The organism is Rhodococcus sp. T7 (assembly GCF_009872365.1).
GTDB lineage: Bacteria > Actinomycetota > Actinomycetes > Mycobacteriales > Mycobacteriaceae > Rhodococcus_F.
In genome coordinates this window covers 25,815-41,793 of the sequence record NZ_WXYH01000332.1, presented here as the reverse complement: position 1 = coordinate 41,793, position 15,979 = coordinate 25,815, and the positions used below count along the sequence as shown (strand labels likewise).

16 protein-coding genes are annotated in these 15,979 nt (G+C 69.1%); 14 read left to right on the top strand and 2 right to left on the bottom strand.

All coding sequences use genetic code 11. The features are described 5' to 3' along the window. Window positions 1-5: 5 nt before the first annotated feature. Genes MLGJGCBP_RS29270 through MLGJGCBP_RS29260 form a run of 3 tightly spaced genes read left to right on the top strand, consistent with a single transcriptional unit; the run spans window position 6 to window position 3,027 of the window. Window positions 6-1,157 carry an acyl-CoA dehydrogenase family protein gene (locus tag MLGJGCBP_RS29270; protein ID WP_160099936.1) on the top strand — a complete coding sequence of 384 codons (1,152 nt, stop codon included), beginning with the start codon at window positions 6-8 and terminating at the stop codon, window positions 1,155-1,157. 15 nt (window positions 1,158-1,172) lie between these two features. Next, complete coding sequence (locus MLGJGCBP_RS29265) at window positions 1,173-2,321, top strand: CaiB/BaiF CoA transferase family protein (RefSeq protein WP_160099934.1); 1,149 nt, start codon at window positions 1,173-1,175, stop codon at window positions 2,319-2,321. A gap of 37 nt (window positions 2,322-2,358) precedes the next feature. Beyond that, window positions 2,359-3,027, top strand: coding sequence for an IclR family transcriptional regulator (locus tag MLGJGCBP_RS29260; RefSeq protein ID WP_160099932.1), 669 nt, complete (start codon window positions 2,359-2,361; stop codon window positions 3,025-3,027). Between the two features lie 12 nt (window positions 3,028-3,039). Here MLGJGCBP_RS29260 and MLGJGCBP_RS29255 read toward each other — a convergent pair whose 3' ends face one another. Further along, a complete protein-coding gene (locus tag MLGJGCBP_RS29255) occupies window positions 3,040-3,624 on the bottom strand; it encodes a TetR/AcrR family transcriptional regulator (RefSeq protein WP_160099930.1) in 585 nt (194 codons plus the stop codon). Between the two features lie 98 nt (window positions 3,625-3,722). On the opposite strand from MLGJGCBP_RS29255, the gene MLGJGCBP_RS29250 reads away from it, so the two are divergent. From MLGJGCBP_RS29250 to MLGJGCBP_RS29240, 3 genes are all read left to right on the top strand, one after another. Beyond that, window positions 3,723-5,120, top strand: a complete 1,398-nt coding sequence (locus tag MLGJGCBP_RS29250; protein ID WP_160099928.1) for a cytochrome P450 — start codon at window positions 3,723-3,725, stop codon at window positions 5,118-5,120. Between the two features lie 77 nt (window positions 5,121-5,197). Continuing rightward, window positions 5,198-6,721 carry an MFS transporter gene (locus tag MLGJGCBP_RS29245; protein ID WP_160099926.1) on the top strand — a complete coding sequence of 508 codons (1,524 nt, stop codon included), beginning with the start codon at window positions 5,198-5,200 and terminating at the stop codon, window positions 6,719-6,721. Beyond that, window positions 6,711-7,307, top strand: a complete 597-nt coding sequence (locus MLGJGCBP_RS29240; protein ID WP_160099924.1) for an acyl-CoA-like ligand-binding transcription factor — start codon at window positions 6,711-6,713, stop codon at window positions 7,305-7,307. The genes MLGJGCBP_RS29245 and MLGJGCBP_RS29240 overlap by 11 nt, the downstream gene beginning before the upstream one ends. 4 nt (window positions 7,308-7,311) lie before the next feature. On the opposite strand, the gene lhgO is transcribed toward MLGJGCBP_RS29240, so the two are convergent. Next, window positions 7,312-8,517: an L-2-hydroxyglutarate oxidase gene (gene lhgO / locus MLGJGCBP_RS29235; RefSeq protein WP_160099922.1), complete on the bottom strand. Its 1,206-nt coding sequence runs from the start codon at window positions 8,515-8,517 to the stop codon at window positions 7,312-7,314. Between the two features lie 42 nt (window positions 8,518-8,559). Between lhgO and MLGJGCBP_RS29230 the strand changes: the two genes are divergently transcribed. The 8 genes from MLGJGCBP_RS29230 (at window position 8,560) to hypD (ending at window position 15,966) form a co-directional block, all read left to right on the top strand. Beyond that, the gene (locus tag MLGJGCBP_RS29230) at window positions 8,560-8,829 is read left to right on the top strand and encodes a helix-turn-helix domain-containing protein (RefSeq protein ID WP_087558181.1); all 270 of its coding nucleotides are present in this window, start codon (window positions 8,560-8,562) and stop codon (window positions 8,827-8,829) included. Window positions 8,830-8,909: 80 nt separating this feature from the next. Continuing rightward, window positions 8,910-9,482: an ATP-dependent Clp protease proteolytic subunit gene (locus MLGJGCBP_RS29225; RefSeq protein WP_160099920.1), complete on the top strand. Its 573-nt coding sequence runs from the start codon at window positions 8,910-8,912 to the stop codon at window positions 9,480-9,482. 145 nt (window positions 9,483-9,627) lie between these two features. Then, complete coding sequence (hypF, locus tag MLGJGCBP_RS29220; RefSeq protein ID WP_160099918.1) at window positions 9,628-11,934, top strand: carbamoyltransferase HypF; 2,307 nt, start codon at window positions 9,628-9,630, stop codon at window positions 11,932-11,934. A 44-nt stretch (window positions 11,935-11,978) separates the two neighbouring features. Next, window positions 11,979-12,728: a HypC/HybG/HupF family hydrogenase formation chaperone gene (locus MLGJGCBP_RS29215; protein ID WP_160099916.1), complete on the top strand. Its 750-nt coding sequence runs from the start codon at window positions 11,979-11,981 to the stop codon at window positions 12,726-12,728. Then, window positions 12,725-13,417 carry a D-sedoheptulose-7-phosphate isomerase gene (locus tag MLGJGCBP_RS29210; protein ID WP_087558185.1) on the top strand — a complete coding sequence of 231 codons (693 nt, stop codon included), beginning with the start codon at window positions 12,725-12,727 and terminating at the stop codon, window positions 13,415-13,417. Before MLGJGCBP_RS29215 ends, MLGJGCBP_RS29210 begins: the two co-directional genes overlap by 4 nt. After that, entirely contained in the window at window positions 13,414-14,514 is a 1,101-nt protein-coding gene (hypE, locus tag MLGJGCBP_RS29205) for a hydrogenase expression/formation protein HypE (RefSeq protein WP_124392173.1), read from the top strand. The genes MLGJGCBP_RS29210 and hypE overlap by 4 nt, the downstream gene beginning before the upstream one ends. A gap of 26 nt (window positions 14,515-14,540) precedes the next feature. Continuing rightward, window positions 14,541-14,813, top strand: a complete 273-nt coding sequence (locus tag MLGJGCBP_RS29200; protein WP_005244643.1) for a HypC/HybG/HupF family hydrogenase formation chaperone — start codon at window positions 14,541-14,543, stop codon at window positions 14,811-14,813. Between the two features lie 25 nt (window positions 14,814-14,838). Next, window positions 14,839-15,966, top strand: coding sequence for a hydrogenase formation protein HypD (gene hypD, locus MLGJGCBP_RS29195; protein ID WP_160099914.1), 1,128 nt, complete (start codon window positions 14,839-14,841; stop codon window positions 15,964-15,966). Window positions 15,967-15,979: the final 13 nt, after the last annotated feature.

The following is a 15,979-nucleotide window of genomic DNA, read 5'->3' as shown; positions in this document are numbered from 1 at the left end:
TTCCCGTGACCGATCAGCTGCTCGATGCCGCCGAGTTCCGCGGCGCAGTGCGCGCCTTCGCCAACCGTGAGATCCACCCCGGCGCGGCGTTCCGCGACGAGACGCGGGAGTTCCCGGCGGAACTGGTGAAGCGACTGGGCGAACAGGACCTCATGGGTATCTCGGTGCCCGAGGAATTCGGCGGACTGGGCATGTCCACCAAGACGCAGCTGATCGCCGTCGAGGAGGTGGCCCGCACCGACGCCGCGCTCGCCTCGATCTACACCGCGCACTACCTGGGGCTCGAGCCGATCCTCGTCGGCGGCACCGAGGAGCAGAAGCGCCGGTGGCTGCCCCGCCTCGCGTCCGGTGAACTGCTCGCCGGGTTCGCCCTCACCGAACCGGATGCCGGCTCCGACATCGCGTCGATGCGCACGACGGCGCGGCGCGAGGACGACGGGTGGCACCTGTCGGGGTCGAAGACGTACATCTCCAACGCCAAGGAGGCCGACCTCATCGTCCTGTTCGCCAAGACCGACCCGTCGGCGGGTTTCCGCGGCATCACCGCGTTCGTCCTCCCCCAGGGCACTCCCGGCGTGAGTTACTCGGAGCCCCAGGACAAGCTGGGCATCCGATCGGCGCCCACGTACACCGTGTACCTCGACGACGTGGTGCTGCCCCACGACGCGGTGGTGGGAACGGAGGGCCGCGGCGGCAACATCGCGCTCACCGCCCTCAACCGCGCCCGCATCGACGTGGCCGCGATGGCGAACGGAATCGCGCTGCGCGCTTGGGAACTGGGCCGCTCCTACGCGGCCGAGCGCAAACAGTTCGGGCACCCCATCGCCGAGTTCCAGGCGATCCAGCTGCTGCTGGGTGCGTGCGACGCCCAACTCGTCGCCTCCCGGGTCACCGCGGACTGGGCGGCGGACGTGAAGGATGCCGGCGCCGACCTGCGCCGTGCCGCCTCGGTGTCGAAGTACGTGGCGACGGAGGCCTGCTTCTCGATCGTCGACCAGACCGTGCAGATTCACGGCGGCGCCGGATTCATGCGTGAATCCGAGATCGAACGTCTCTACCGCGACTGCCGGATCCTCCGGATCTTCGAGGGCACGTCGCAGATCCAGCTGCTCACCATCGCCTCCAACGCGCCGTCGCCGCGTTCGACCGAATTCTGAGAAGGGCCGACCGCCATGCCTCCCCTCCCTCCCCTCGACGGCATCCGCGTCGTCGATCTCTCCCGCGTTCTGGCCGGGCCGTACTGCACCGCGCTGCTCGCGGACGCCGGCGCCGACGTCGTCAAGATCGAGCCCGCCGCCGGCGAGGATTCGCGGCACCTCGGCCCGTTCCGTGACGGCGAGAGCATCTATTTCAACGTGCTGAACCGCGGAAAACGCTCGCTGGCACTCAATCTCAAGGATGAGGCAGATCGGGCCGTCCTGCTCGACCTGATCGACACGGCGGACGTCCTCGTCGAGAATTTCCGGCCCGGCGTGACCACCCGGCTCGGCATCGACTACGACACCGTCCACGCCCGCAATCCCCGGCTCGTCTACGCGTCCATCTCCGGTTTCGGGCAGGACGGACCGCTCGCGGGCGCGGCCGCCTACGACCTCGTCGTGCAGGCGATGTCGGGGATCATGAGTATCACCGGTTCACCCGAATCCGGCCCGACCCGGCTCGGTGAATCGTTCGGCGACCTCGTCGCGGGACTGTTCGCGGCCTGGGGCATCAGCTCCGCACTGGTCGGAACCCGCGAATCGGGTGTGGGACACCATCTCGACGTCGCCATGTTCGACAGCATGCTGGCGATGCTCCCCACCGCGCACAGTCAGCTGCAGGCGTCCGGGGTCGCGCCGGCCGGGGTGGGCAATCGGCATCCCGTCTCCACCCCGTTCGACACGTACCGGGCGTCGGACGGCCTGTTCGTCCTCGCCGTCGCCAGCCAGTCCGGGTTCGAGAAGCTCGCGCACACCATGGATCGCGCAGACCTTCTCGGCGACAACCGGTTCGCCGACGACACCTCCCGCACCGATCACGAACCCGCCCTGCGCACCGAGATCGAGATCTGGGCGAAGGACAAGACGGTCGCCGAGGTGGTCGCGATCCTCGGCGCGGCCGGACTGGCGAGCTCCGAGATCTGGAACGTCGAACAGGCGTTGTCGTCCGAGCAGAGCAGGCACCGGGGACTCGTCGAATCGTTCGAGCATCCGGTCGCCGGAACCATCGACTACGTGCGGCAGCCGGTCGTGTTCGGCGACAGCGCACGCCCCGGGGTCCGCCGCAGCCCGCTGCTCGACGAACACCGGCAGCCCCTGCTGTCCGAGATCTCCTCGCGGTAGATTCACGCCGACACCCGCGACCGTCAGGAGACGACCCATGGCCCCCGGAGATGTGACCCGCAGCGCGAGCCGCACCTTCGAACTGCTCGGCGCGATCACCGAGCAGGGCGGGCTGACACTCGGCGACGCCGCGAAGGCAGCCGGCCTCGCCACGAGTACCGCGCTGCGCCTCATCCGGAGCATGGAGCAGAGCGAGTTCCTCGTGCGCGGCGACGACAACGTGTACCGGGCCGGACCGCGGCTTCTGCAGATCGGCGCCCGGGCGATCAGCGACAACCAACTGCTGTCCCGGGCCCGGCCCGCGATGGTCGCGATCGCGGAGGAAACCCGCGAATCCACGTACCTGTCGACGCACGGGCCGAAGGGCACCGCCCTCTACCTCGCGCAGATCGAGGGCACCCACGCGATCCGGCACATGGGCTGGGTGGGTCAGACGGTGCCGCTCGTGGGCACGGCCGTCGGCGCAGCGCTGCGGGGCGACCTGCAGAGCGAGGGATACGCGATCGCCCACGACACCCTCGAGGACCACTCGACGGGTGTGGCCGCCCCCATCTACGACGCGGTGGGCCGGATCGTGGGCGCCCTCAGCGTCATCGGTCCGACGTTCCGCCTCGACGACGCACTGTGCGCGCAGCACGGTCTCGTCCTGGTCGAACGTTGCCGCGCACTGTCGGCGGAGCTGGGCTCCCCCACCGCTGAACGCTGACCGGTGGGCGGCTCAGTCGAGCCGTCCACCCAGCATGCCCCGCAGTGAGCGGAGGCAGAGTTCCCGTAACTCGCTCTCGGCGATCGAGGGGTGGTCGAGCCAGTCCATGCAGACGGCGCGGACGAAGGCGATCCAGCCGCGCACCGCGACACCGACGAGTTCACGCTCGCCGGCGGGCGGATCGAGCGCGTCGACGATGCGGCGCTGCTGGGCGTCGAGTTCCCGTTCGACGATGGCGCGGATGTCGGCGTCGGCCGACAGCGCGCCATGGTTGATGGCCCGGACTCCCTGCCGGTGTCCGGCGACGTGCTCGAAGTACGCGGCGAGACCGGCGGCGACCTGTTCCTCGACGGGCAGATCGGCGTCGGGGGCCGTCACCTCGAGCAGTCGTTCGGATTCGCGTTCGACGATCGCGGCGAAGAAGTCCCGCTTCGTCGGGAAGTAGTGGTACATCAATCCGCGCGACACCTCGGCGAGTTCCGCGACCTCCTCGATCCACACGTCCTCGTACGGGCGGTCCGCGAACAGCCGCGCGCCGATGTCGAGCAACTGCGCGCGGCGCTGCTCGGGGGCGAGTCGACGGCGGGCGCTGGTCATGCCAGCCACCGTACTGCTTGACACCGGTTCAGTAAGGCGTACCTTGCGTACTAGACATCAATTCAGTAACGCGGGCCACATCGACACGGGGGTCGACAATGAGCGTCGAATCACTGCACACCACAGCCGAGGCGACGATCCCGCATCCCCGATGGCGGCTTCCCGTCGTCGGCGACGTGTTCGGGCTCAGCATCCGCACTCCCGTGCAGAATTCGATGGAGATCGGCCGCAGACTCGGGCCCATCTTCGAGCGCAACGTCCTCGGCAACAAGTTCGTGTTCGCGTCCGGTGCAGACATGGTCGCGGAACTGTCCGACGAATCGCGGTTCGCGAAGCACCTGGCGCCCGGCGTCGCGTCGCTGCGCGAGGTCGGCGGCGACGGGTTGTTCACCGCGTACAACCACGAGCCGAACTGGGGCAAGGCGCACAACCTGCTCGCCCCGGCGTTCACGAAATCCGCGATGCGGTCGTATCACCGCACGATGCTCGACGTCGCAGGCGAACTGACGGAACACTGGGACACCCGCACGGGCGGCATCCCCGTCGACGTGTCCTCCGACATGACGAAACTGACGCTCGAGACCATCGGCCGGACCGGATTCAGCTACTCCTTCGACTCGTTCACCCGGGAACGGCCGCACCCGTTCGTGCAGGCGATGGTCGGCGCGTTGAGTCATTCGCAGCGCACCACGTTCGTGAAGTCCACGCCGCTCGGACGGCTGCTGGTGCGGCGGTCGGATCGCCGCAACGTCGCCAACCTGGAACACATGGCCGAGGTCGTCGACGAGGTGATCCGCGCCCGCCGCGACAGCGCCGAGGCCGGCCCCGAAGACCTGCTCGAACTCATGCTGCGGGCGGCCCGGGAGGACGACCCCAACCGGATCGACGAGCTGAACATCCGCCACCAGGTGGTGACGTTCCTGGTTGCGGGGCACGAAACCACTTCCGGTGCACTGTCGTTCGCCCTGTACTACTTGTCGCGGCATCCCGACGTCCTCGCGAAGGCGCAGGCGGAGGTCGATGCGGTGTGGGGCGACGAGGAACCCGCGTTCGAGCAGGTCGCCAAACTTCGCTACGTGCGCCGGGTGCTGGACGAATCGTTGCGGCTGTGGCCGACGGCGCCCGCGTACGGCCGGGAGGCGACGGTCGACACGACCCTCGTCGGCAAGTATCCGATGAAGGTCGGCGACTGGGTGCTCGTCCTCATCCCCGCCCTGCACCGCGACCCCGTGTGGGGTGAGAACCCGGAGGCGTTCGACCCCGACCATTTCCTGCCCGAGCGCATCCGGTCCCGTCCCGCGCACGTGTACAAACCGTTCGGGACCGGCGAGCGGGCCTGCATCGGACGGCAGTTTGCCATCCACGAGGCGGTCCTGGTGCTCGGCACAATCCTGCGGCGGTACGACATCGCGGGCGACCCCGACTATCGGCTGAAGGTCGCCGAGCGGCTCACTCTCATGCCGGAGGGCTTCACGCTGCAGTTGCGCCGACGCTGACCACTGTCGACCCCTTGACAGTCACAAAGTGAAAGTTACTATCAAAATATAGTAACTTTCTTTCGAGTGGAGCTGTCATGAGTGGAACGACGGTCATCGAAGTCCTCCCGCGCCGCTGGTGGGCGCTCGGCGCCCTGTCCGTGGCCATGCTGACCATCGGACTCGACATCACGGTCCTGACGGTGGCGCTACCGACCCTCGCGGTCGATCTCGGCGCCGACAACTCGCAACTGCAGTGGTTCAGTTCGGCGTACACCCTGGTCCTCGCCGCGGCGCTGCTGCCTGCCGGGGCACTCGGCGACCGGTACGGCCGCAAGAAGCTGCTGCTCGGCGCCCTCGTCCTGTTCGGTGCCGCGTCGCTGCTCTGCAGCTACGCGAGCACGTCGGGTCAGCTGATCGCCGGCCGCACCCTCCTCGGACTGGGAGCCGCGGTGATGATGCCGCTGTCGATGGCGGTGCTGCCCGTCCTGTTCCCCGACGCGGACGAACGGTCGCGGGCACTGACCATCTGGGTGACGTCCACCGCGATCGGCCTGCCCCTGGGCCCGATTCTCGGCGGGTGGCTGCTCGGGCACTTCTGGTGGGGATCGGTGTTCCTGATCAACGTGCCGCTGGTCGTCGTCGGCGCGATCGCCGTCGCCACCCTGGTGCCGGAATCGCGCAGCGAGGAGCGCTCGACCACCGACTACCTCGGCGCCGTGCTGTCGTCTCTCGGATTACTCAGCCTCACTTATGGTTTCATTAAGGCCGGCCAGGACGGCTGGGGCGACGCACTCGCCTTGACATCGATCGCGGCGTCGGTGGTCGTGCTCGGGCTGTTCGCGATGTGGGAACGGCGGTCGCGGCACCCGCTGATCGACACGTCGTTGTTCGCCAGCCCCGGATTCCGCTGGGGCACGATCTTCACGACCCTCGTCAACTTCGGGATGTTCGGACTGTTCTTCACGGTGCCGCAGTACTTTCAGGCCGTGCTCGGGGTGGACGCGCTGGGCAGCGGCCTCCGTCTGCTGCCGTTGATCGGCGGACTGCTGGTCGGCACCCGGCTCTGCGACCAACTGCTTCGGCGGGCTGGCGCCCGGCCGGTCATCGTCATCGGGTTCGCCCTGCTCACCGTGGGTCTCGCGACCGGCGCCCTGACGTCTGTCGAGTCCGCGTACTGGTTCACCGCGACGTGGATCGCACTCGTCGGCGCGGGAATGGGTTTCGTGATGCCCGCGGCGATGGGGGCCGCCCTGGGCGCGTTGTCCACCGAACGGTCCGGTTCCGGCTCGGCACTGATCCAGGCGCTGCGACAGGCGGGCGGCACGATCGGGGTCGCGGTGCTCGGCACCGTCCTCGCCACCCGGTACCGGTCCGAACTGGGCGAACTGGACGTGAATCCGGTTCGCGACGGCGTCAACGCCGGCGTCGCGGTGGCCAAGGCGACCGGCGACCCGTCGATGCTCGCGCACGTCCAGGCGTCGTTCGTCTCCGGGATGAGCCTCATGCTGTGGATCTGCGCGGCTATCTGCGCCGTCGCGGTCGTGCTCGCAGCGCGTTTCACGCCCCGCGATACCCCAGCCCCTGCGCAGGATGAGTCAGAATCGATACATGTCCACTGATGCCCGACCAGGCCTCCGGGAGCGGAAGAAGGCGCGCACCCGGCTGGCCATCCGCGCCGAGGCGTTTCGGCTGTTCCACGAACAGGGCTACGCCGACACCACGATCGAGCAGATCGCGGACGCCGCGGACGTGTCGCCGAGCACCTTCTTCCGGTATTTCCCCACCAAGGAACAACTGGTGCTCGCCGACGACCTCGATCCGCTCATGATCGAGGCCATCGAGGCGCAACCGGCGGACGTCCCGCTGATCACCGCGTTCCGGAAGGCCGCCGAGTCGGTGTTCGCCGGTCTGTCGGAGGCAGACATGGCGTTCGAACAGAACCGTCAGGAACTGCTGTACTCGGTCCCCGAACTGCGCCGCGCCCTCATGCAGGAAATGGTGCGCAGCCTCGACATGATCGCCGGCGTCCTGGCCCGCAGGGTCGGGCGCACCGCCGACGACTTCGAGGTCCGCGCGCTCGCCGGGGCGATCGTCGGCGTGATCCTCGGTGTCGTCGATCAGCTTCCGGGGGATCTGCCGCTCGCCCTGCGCGCGCTGGAATTCCTCGAGAACGGGCTTCCGCTCGGGCGGGCCACCACGTCGTAGCCCGTCACGTGGTCGCGCGTTCGAGAACCTCCGTCACGACGTGTTCGGCGATGGCGAGTGACGACGTCGCACCCGGGGAGGGCGCGTTCCGCACGTGGATCACGCGGCGGCCGCCGGTGATGACGAAGTCGTCCTCGAGGCTGCCGTCGGCGTTCATCGCCTGGGCGCGGATGCCCCGGGGGCCGCGGGTGACGTCGGAGCGCCGCACGTCGGGCACGTACTTCTGCGCCTCCTTCACGAACTGGCCCGTGCTGAGGACGGTGCGGGCCTCGCGGGCGGCCGCCGCCGTGTTTCGCGCCGCGAACCGCCAGAATCCGGGGAACCCGACCGCAGACACCACATCCGCGGCCGACCACCCCCGACGGTCGTACGCCTCCCGCCCGAGGGAGAGGAAGGCGTTCGGCCCGAGCATGATTCGTCCATCGGACCGCTTCGTGAGGTGGACGCCGAGGAACGGGTACCGAGGATCCGGGACCGGGTAGATCAGCCCCTTCACGAGCGAAGACCGTTCCGGTGCGAGCAGGAAGTAGTCGCCGAAGAACGGCACCACCCGGGGTGTTCGCGGTTCACCGGACAGCAGCGCCACCCGGTCGGACTGCAGTCCGGCGCACGTGACCACCAGATCGAAGACCTCGGTGCCGTCCCCCGTGGTGACCACCGTTTCCGACGTCCGGCTGTCCAGGCCCACGACCTCCCGGCCGAGCAGCACGCGTCCGCCCGCGGCGGCGATGTCCGCGGCGAGGGCCTCCGCGACCGCCACGTAGTCGATGATCGCGGTGTGCGGCGAGTGCACGGCGGCGACTCCGCGGGCGTGCGGTTCGATCTCGGGGATCTCCTCCCCCGCGATCTTGCGGATACCGGGGACCCCGTTGGCCACCGCTCGATCGAAGATGGCGTCCATCCGCCCCACCTCGGACGCGTCGTGGGCGACCACCACTTTGCCGCACTCCTCGTAGGCCACACCCTTGTCCTGCGCGTACTGCTGCAGGAGGGTGACGCCGCGGCGGCACAGGCGCGCCTTGAGGCTGCCCGGCGGGTAGTACAGGCCGGCGTGGACGACGCCACTGTTGTGCCCGGTCTGGTGGGCCGCGACCCGCGTTTCCTTCTCGAACAGCGTCACCTCGACGGCGTCCATCCGGTGCAGAAGTTCCCGGGCGACCGCCAGACCGATGATGCCGCCGCCGATGACGGCCGCACGAACCTTCGCCATGAGCACCCCTCCGTATACCGTTTTCGAGATACCATCGATGGTATGTCGACCACCCCTCGACGCACGTCTTTTCCCGGACTGGGCCACCTGTCCGATCGCCGTCGGGCGCTGCTGGACGAACTCGTCACCACCCGCCGCGAGCGGGGTCTGACGCAGACGGAGATCGCCGCCCACATGGGCACGTCGCAGTCGGCCGTGGCACGGCTCGAACGCGGCGACGTCGATCCCCGGCTGTCGACGCTCGAACGGTATGCGGAGGCCGTGGGCGGGACGGTCGACTGGACGATCTCACCGCACCGGGAGTCACCATGATCTGGCCACCACCCACCCCACCGTCGGTCCCGCCGTTTCACACGCCCTGGCAGCCGGACCCTGGGTTACCGGCCGCACCGATGCCCGTCACGTCCGTCGGCTCTGCCGGTGGTCCCGACTGGTTGGCCGAGCGCCTGTTCGACAAGCGGATCGTCTCGCTCACCGGCCGGCTCCACGCGGAGGCCGTGAACCGTGCGGCAGCGTCGCTGGCGCTGCTCGACGCGTCCGGCGACGACGAGGTCCAGGTCTGGCTGCACGGCGTCGACGCCGACGTCGACGCGGCCGCCACGCTCCTCGACACCCTCGACCTGATGGGCGTCCCGCTGCACGTGCACTGCCGCGGCGACGTCCGCGGAACGGCGATCGCCCTCCTCGCGCCTGCGAACCGGCGGACGGCGGCGGCGCACACCTCGTTCCACCTCCGCGAACCGCGCACGTCCTGCACCGGTCCGGCGTCGGACGTCGCCATCGCCGCGGAACAGCACGAGCAGCAGTTGCGCAGACTCCAGCAGCGGATCGCCGACTCCTGCCGGCGTCCCGTCGACACGGTGATCGCAGACATGCGGGACCACCGGATCCTCACCGCCGACGAGGCCCGCGACTACGGGCTGATCGACACGATCACCGGCCCGCGCTCCGTCGACGGCGAGTGATCCGGCAGCCGCTCACCTTTTCGGCTCACGCACACTTTTTCGGCCGCAATTTCGGGTGCGCGAACCGAGAAAGAGTGCGTCTGTTCAGGCCGGACCGCGACCGCGGCTCTTGCGCCCCGCACCTCGGCGGGGGAATCATCCGAGGATGACGGTCGAACGATCGCGCATCACGGTCCACGGGGTCGTGCAGGGTGTCGGTTTCCGCCCGTTCGTCGCGCGACTCGCCGGTGACCTGGGCCTGCACGGCCACTGCGGCAACGACGACATCAGCGTGTTCATCGAGATCGAGGGCAAATCCGCGTCGGTGTCGGAGTTCGTGCGACGGCTCCGCACGGACGCGCCGCCGATGGCGGTGATCGTCGACGCAAGAGTCCAGCCCGTGCCGGTGCGCGGGGACGAGTCGTTCCGGATCATCGACAGCAGGCACGTCCCCGGCGCGCGGACTCTGGTGTCGCCGGACGTGGCGACGTGCGCGGATTGTCTTCGCGAACTGGCGGATCCCCGCGATCGCCGCTACCGGCATCCGTTCGTCAACTGCACCAACTGCGGGCCGCGGTTCACGGTGATCACCGACCTTCCCTACGACCGGCCGAACACCACGATGGCCGAGTTCCCGCTGTGCGCGGCGTGCCTGGCCGAGTACCGCGACCCCACCGATCGCCGGTTCCACGCGCAACCGGTGTGCTGCCCCGACTGCGGTCCGCACCTGTTCGGCGAGATCGACGGTCGCCGGTTGGACGGGGACGACGCCGTCCTCACCGCGGTGCAGGGGGCGTTACGCGGCGGCCGGATCGTGGCGGTCAAGGGCCTCGGCGGGTTCCACCTGGTGTGCGACGCCGCCGACGCGTCCGCGGTGGCGACTCTCCGGGCGCGCAAGCACCGCCCGGACAAGCCGTTCGCGGTGATGACCGCGGACCTGTCCGTGGCCGCCGAACTGTGCGAGATCTCCGAATCGGAGAGCGCGCTGCTGAGCCATGCGGCCCGGCCGATCCTGTTGCTGCGCAAGCGGAATATGGCCACGATTGCCGACGGCATCGCGCCCGGGATCGACGACCTGGGCGTGATGCTGCCGTACACCCCGCTGCACCATCTGCTCTTCACCCGGACCCCCGGCAGCGACGTCGACCCACCGCGAACGCTGGTCATGACATCCGGCAACCTCAGTGGCGAACCGCTGTGTTTCGACAACGACGACGCCCGCACCCGGCTGCGGGACATCGCCGACGCGTTCCTGTTCCACGACCGCCGGATCGCGGTGCCGTGCGAGGATTCCGTGCTGGCGGTGGCGGACGGGGCGGTGCTGCCGATCCGGCGCTCGCGCGGGTTCGCGCCGCTGCCGGTGGTGCTGCCCGCGCAGGGTCCGGAGATCCTGGCGGTGGGCGCGGAGATCAAGAACACCTTCTGCCTGACCCGCCAGGATTACGCGTTCTGTTCGGCGCACCTCGGGGACATGGGGAGCCTGGAGAGTCAGCGCGCGTTCGAGACGTCGGTGCGGCAGCTGACGCATCTTCACGGCATCACCCCGGAGGCAGTGGTCTCCGACCGGCACCCCGGGTATTCGACGCACCACTGGGCCCGGCGCTACAGCGAGAGCACCGGCGTCCCGCTACTCACCGTGCAGCACCACCACGCGCACGTCGCGTCGCTGATGGCCGAACACGGACTGGTCGGGACGACGGTGCTCGGGGCCGCGTTCGACGGGACCGGGTACGGCTGCGACACCACCGTGTGGGGCGGCGAACTCCTCCTCGTCGGCCCGGACATCCTCGACTCGCGGCGGGTGGGACACGTGCAGCCGTTCTCGCTGCCGGGCGGCGACGCCGCCGTCCGGAATCCGGTGCGGGTGGCGCTGGCGCTGCTGCACGAGTGCGGCATCGGCGACATCGACGGACTGCCCTGCGTGGCGGCGATCCCCGCCGCGGAACGCGCGGTCGTGGAGTCGCAACTCGTCTCGGGTGTCGGATGCATCAGGACGACGAGCGCGGGCCGCCTGTTCGACGGCGTCGCGTCGCTGCTCGGGGTCCGGCACCGCGTCACGTACGAGGCGCAGGCGGCCATCGAACTCGAGGCCCTCGCCCGGACCGCCCCGCACCCCGCGCCCCTCACCATGGAAGTGGAGAACGACCAGCTCACACTGCCTCTTCTGGTGTCCGGCATTATCGCCGGGCTGCGCGACGGGACTCCGCCTGCGGCGCTCGCGCTCGGCTTCCACCATGCCCTCGCGGCCGCGACGGCGGACCTCGTCGACCGGGCCGCCACCGCGACCGGTGCGTCGACGATCGGGCTGACCGGAGGAGTCTTTCAAAACCGTTTATTCCTCGCACTGGTGAGAGCACACTGGGAGAGCAGCGGTTATCGAGTCCTCACCCACCACCGGGTGCCTCCCAACGACGGAGGACTCTCCCTCGGCCAGGCGGTGATCGGTGCCGCGGCGACCATGCGCGGACCGTGACGTCGGCAGCCCCCGACCGGACGGCCCGGGACGGGAGCTAGTGAATGACCACCACCGCAGAGGCCGGCGGGCACCTCGTCGACACGGACCTGTCCGCGGATCTCGCCGCCGCGGCATTGTCACTCGCCCGCAAATTCCACGACGGCGCGACGCTCTGGGTGATCTCACCGCAGTGGGAACCGCACGCCCATCACGTCGCCGTCGAATTCGTCCATCCGGTGATCATGGGCAAGCGGGCGCTGCCGTCGGTGGCCCTCGTCGAACCCGATCCGGTGGCGCAGGCCCGGGTGGCGAGCAGGCCCGGCGACATCCTGCTGGCGGTGGCGTCGGCGAACGAGCCTGCCGTGGTCGACGCCATGCGCCGCGCACCGGCGTGGGGGGCGATGACGCTGTGGATCGGGGCGGGCCCGCGGCCACCGGCCGGCGCTGCGAACCACATCCTGTGGGTCGACTCGGACGATCCGATGGTCCCCGCCACCGGACGGTTCGTCCTCATGTATCACCTGCTGTGGGAACTCACCCACGTCTGCTTCGAGCACTCGGGACTTCTGAAGCCCGACGCCGAGGAGTGCGACGAGACGGTCTGCGTCACGTGCAGCGACGAGGGTCGTCTCGGTGAAGTAGTGATCGAGCCGGCCGAACCCCTCGGGCCTGCCCTGGTCCGCACGGCCGGCGGCGAGGAGTGGGTCGACGTCAGCGTCCTCGGCGACGTCCGGCCGAACGACCTCGTGCTGGTGCACGCAGGCGCGGCGATCACGCGACTCGACGACACGGGTCAGGAGGCGAACCGATGACCACCCACGACTCGGAAAGCACCAGCTTCCTCTACCCGTTCATCGACTCGGAGGAAACCGACGCCCAGAGTCTCCTCGACGACCTCGCCGCCTCCGCCCGCGGGAAGGCCGCCGAAAGCGCGCGCCTGCAGAAGGAGTCCCTCGACGAGTACGGGGACGGCCTCACGGCGGCCGGGATCGACATGGCCGAGCGGTTCCTCCGCGGCGGCCGCCTCTACACCTTCGGCAACGGCGGCAGTTCCACCGATGCCGCCACGCTGGCCTCGCTGTTCAGCCGTCCCGCCCGCGGACGCCCGGTGGCGGCCTGGTCGCTGGCCGCCGATCAGGCCGTGGTGACGGCGCTGGGCAACGATGTGGGCTTCGATCTGATCTTCAAACGGCAGATCATCGCCTACGCCGGGGAACGAGACGTCGCGATCGCGCTGTCGACGTCGGGCAACTCGGACGACCTGATGACCGCGCTCACCGAGGCGAAGCAGCGGGGGCTGCTGACCATCGGGTTCGCCGGGCACGAGGGCGGCCGGATGGCGGCGATGGCGACCGCCGGTGAACTCGACTTCTGCTACACCGTCCATTCACAGAGCATCCACCGGATCCAGGAGAGCCACGCGATGCTCGGCTACCGGCTGTGGTCGGTGGCCCAGGAACACATGTCGCGGCCCGCTCCGAATTCTGTGGAGGCTTCATGAGCACGACCGAACCGGCCACGTCGGCGGAACGCGAAGACCGGGTGCTCGAGCGGATCGACAAGTTCCGGCAGCGCCGCCCGCGACTGCTGGACGAGGTGGTGACGCTGGCGCACGGCGCCGGCGGAAAGTCGTCGGCCGCGCTCGTCGACGCGGTGTTCGTGGAGGCGTTCCGCAACGAGGAACTCGAGCAACTCGGTGACGCCGCCGCGCTCACCATGCCCTCGGGGGAGCGGCTCGCGTTCTCCACCGACTCGTACGTGGTTCAGCCGTTGCGGTTTCCCGGCGGTTCCATCGGACATCTCGCCGTGCACGGGACCGTCAACGATCTCGCCGTGTCCGGTGCGCGCCCCAAGTGGCTGTCGGCGGCGTTCGTCATCGAGGAGGGTTTCCCGATCGCCGAACTGCGGGAGATCGTCGCCGACATGAGCGAGGCGGCCGTCCTGTCCGGGGTGCAGATCGTCACCGGCGACACCAAGGTCGTCGGCAAGGGCGCCGCCGACGGCGTCTACATCTCCACCGCCGGGGTCGGTGTCATCCCGGAGGGCAGGCGGCTGTCGCCCGACCTCGTGCGCGCGGGCGACAAGGTGCTGCTGTCGGGCACCATCGGCGCACACGGGATGGCCGTGATGCTCGCCCGCGGCGACCTGGCCATCGAGGCCGACATCGCCTCCGACACGGCCCCCGTCAATTCCCTGGTGGAGACGCTGCTGGAGGCGGCCCCGTCGACGCGGTGGATGCGGGACGCCACCCGCGGCGGCGTCGGCACCGTGTGCAACGAACTGGCCCACGCCTCACAACTCGCCGTGATCATCGACGAGCAGTCGCTGCCCATCGAGCCTCAGGTGCTCGGTGCCTGCGACATGCTCGGCATCGACCCGCTGTACGTCGCGAACGAGGGCAAGTTCGTCGCCATCGTCGCGGCGGACGAGGCGGACGCGGCCGTTGCGGCGCTGCGGGCCCACCCGCGGGGAGCCGACGCCACCGCGGTGGGCGAGATCCTGGCCGAGCCGCCGGGCATCGTCGCACTGCGCACCTCGTTCGGCGGCAGCCGGATCGTCGACATGCTCGTCGGCGACCCCCTCCCCCGAATCTGCTGAAGAACAGCCCGAGAAGGAGAACCACGATGTGTCTGGGGATACCCGGTCAGGTGGTCGACATCGTCGACGCCGAACAGCATCTGGCCAAGGTGGACGTGAACGGCGTCCAGAGAACGATCAGTGTGCGACTGCTCGCCGAAGAAGGTCTCGTCGTCGGTGACTGGGTGCTCGTGCACGTCGGCTTCGCGATGGCGAAGATCGACGAGATCGAGGCGCAGCTGACGTTGGATCAGGTGCAGAAGATGGGTGCCGACTACGTGAACGAGATCGACGCGTTCAACTCGTCCGAAATCGCGTGACAACAGCAAGAACGAGGTAAGAGGGATGAAGTTCGTCGACGAATTCCGGGACCCGGCGGCGGCGCGCGCCCTGGTCAAATCCATCACCGAACTGGCCCACGGTGACGAGTTCAAGTTCATGGAGGTGTGCGGCGGGCACACCCACACCATCTACCGGCACGGCATCGAACACCTGCTTCCGGAGTCCGTGGAGTTGGTGCACGGCCCCGGATGTCCCGTGTGCGTCATCCCGATGGGCCGCGTCGACGACGCCATGTGGCTGGCCGAGCAACCCGGCGTCATCTTCACGACGTTCGGCGACATGATGCGGGTGCCCGGGTCCAAGGGCAACCTCATCGAGGCGAAGGCCCGCGGCGCGGACGTGCGCTTCGTGTACTCGCCGCTGGACGCACTGAAGGTGGCCCTCGACAACCCCGACCACCAGGTGGTGTTCTTCGCCGTCGGGTTCGAGACCACCGCGCCGTCCACCGCGGTGACGCTGGTGCGCGCGCGGGCGCTGGGCGTGACGAACTTCAGCGTGTTCTGCAACCACGTCACGATCGTTCCGCCGATCAAGGCGATCCTCGAATCCCCCGACCTGCGATTGTCCGGTTTCCTCGGCCCCGGCCACGTGTCCACCGTGGTGGGGCTGCGGCCGTACCGGTTCGTGTCCGAGGTGTACGGGAAACCGATGGTGGTCGCGGGCTTCGAGCCGCTCGACATCCTCGCGTCGGTGCACATGCTGCTCCAGCAGATTCGCGAGGGCCGCTGCGAGATCGAGAACCAGTACAAGCGGGTGGTGCGCGCGGAGGGCAACGTCCAGGCGCTGAAGCTGATGGCCGAGACGTTCGAACTGCGCCCGCACTTCGAATGGCGCGGACTCGGTTTCATCTCGCAGAGCGCGCTCAAGGTCCACCGGAACTACGCCGAGTTCGACGCCGAGGAGAAGTTCTCGATGCCGGGTGTGCGCGTCGCGGATCCGAAGGCCTGCCAGTGCGGTGAGGTCCTCAAGGGCGTCATCAAGCCCTGGGAATGCAAGGTGTTCGGGACGGCGTGCACCCCGGAGACTCCGATCGGCACGTGCATGGTCTCCCCCGAGGGTGCGTGCGCCGCGTATTACAACTTCGGCAGGCTGCACCGCGAGACGGCCCAATTGCTCGGTCAGCGAGGCTGACCGGTGACGGCGC

Coding starts and splice junctions, on each gene's coding strand:
- hypF (WP_160099918.1), top strand. CDS start 9,628: ATGACGGTCGAACGATCGCGCATCACGGTCCACGGGGTCGTGCAGGGT.
- MLGJGCBP_RS29255 (WP_160099930.1), bottom strand. CDS start 3,624: ATGACCAGCGCCCGCCGTCGACTCGCCCCCGAGCAGCGCCGCGCGCAG.
- MLGJGCBP_RS29210 (WP_087558185.1), top strand. CDS start 12,725: ATGACCACCCACGACTCGGAAAGCACCAGCTTCCTCTACCCGTTCATC.
- MLGJGCBP_RS29265 (WP_160099934.1), top strand. CDS start 1,173: ATGCCTCCCCTCCCTCCCCTCGACGGCATCCGCGTCGTCGATCTCTCC.
- MLGJGCBP_RS29230 (WP_087558181.1), top strand. CDS start 8,560: ATGTCGACCACCCCTCGACGCACGTCTTTTCCCGGACTGGGCCACCTG.
- MLGJGCBP_RS29200 (WP_005244643.1), top strand. CDS start 14,541: ATGTGTCTGGGGATACCCGGTCAGGTGGTCGACATCGTCGACGCCGAA.
- MLGJGCBP_RS29215 (WP_160099916.1), top strand. CDS start 11,979: ATGACCACCACCGCAGAGGCCGGCGGGCACCTCGTCGACACGGACCTG.
- MLGJGCBP_RS29225 (WP_160099920.1), top strand. CDS start 8,910: ATGCCCGTCACGTCCGTCGGCTCTGCCGGTGGTCCCGACTGGTTGGCC.
- MLGJGCBP_RS29245 (WP_160099926.1), top strand. CDS start 5,198: ATGAGTGGAACGACGGTCATCGAAGTCCTCCCGCGCCGCTGGTGGGCG.
- hypE (WP_124392173.1), top strand. CDS start 13,414: ATGAGCACGACCGAACCGGCCACGTCGGCGGAACGCGAAGACCGGGTG.
- hypD (WP_160099914.1), top strand. CDS start 14,839: ATGAAGTTCGTCGACGAATTCCGGGACCCGGCGGCGGCGCGCGCCCTG.
- MLGJGCBP_RS29260 (WP_160099932.1), top strand. CDS start 2,359: ATGGCCCCCGGAGATGTGACCCGCAGCGCGAGCCGCACCTTCGAACTG.
- lhgO (WP_160099922.1), bottom strand. CDS start 8,517: ATGGCGAAGGTTCGTGCGGCCGTCATCGGCGGCGGCATCATCGGTCTG.
- MLGJGCBP_RS29250 (WP_160099928.1), top strand. CDS start 3,723: ATGAGCGTCGAATCACTGCACACCACAGCCGAGGCGACGATCCCGCAT.
- MLGJGCBP_RS29240 (WP_160099924.1), top strand. CDS start 6,711: ATGTCCACTGATGCCCGACCAGGCCTCCGGGAGCGGAAGAAGGCGCGC.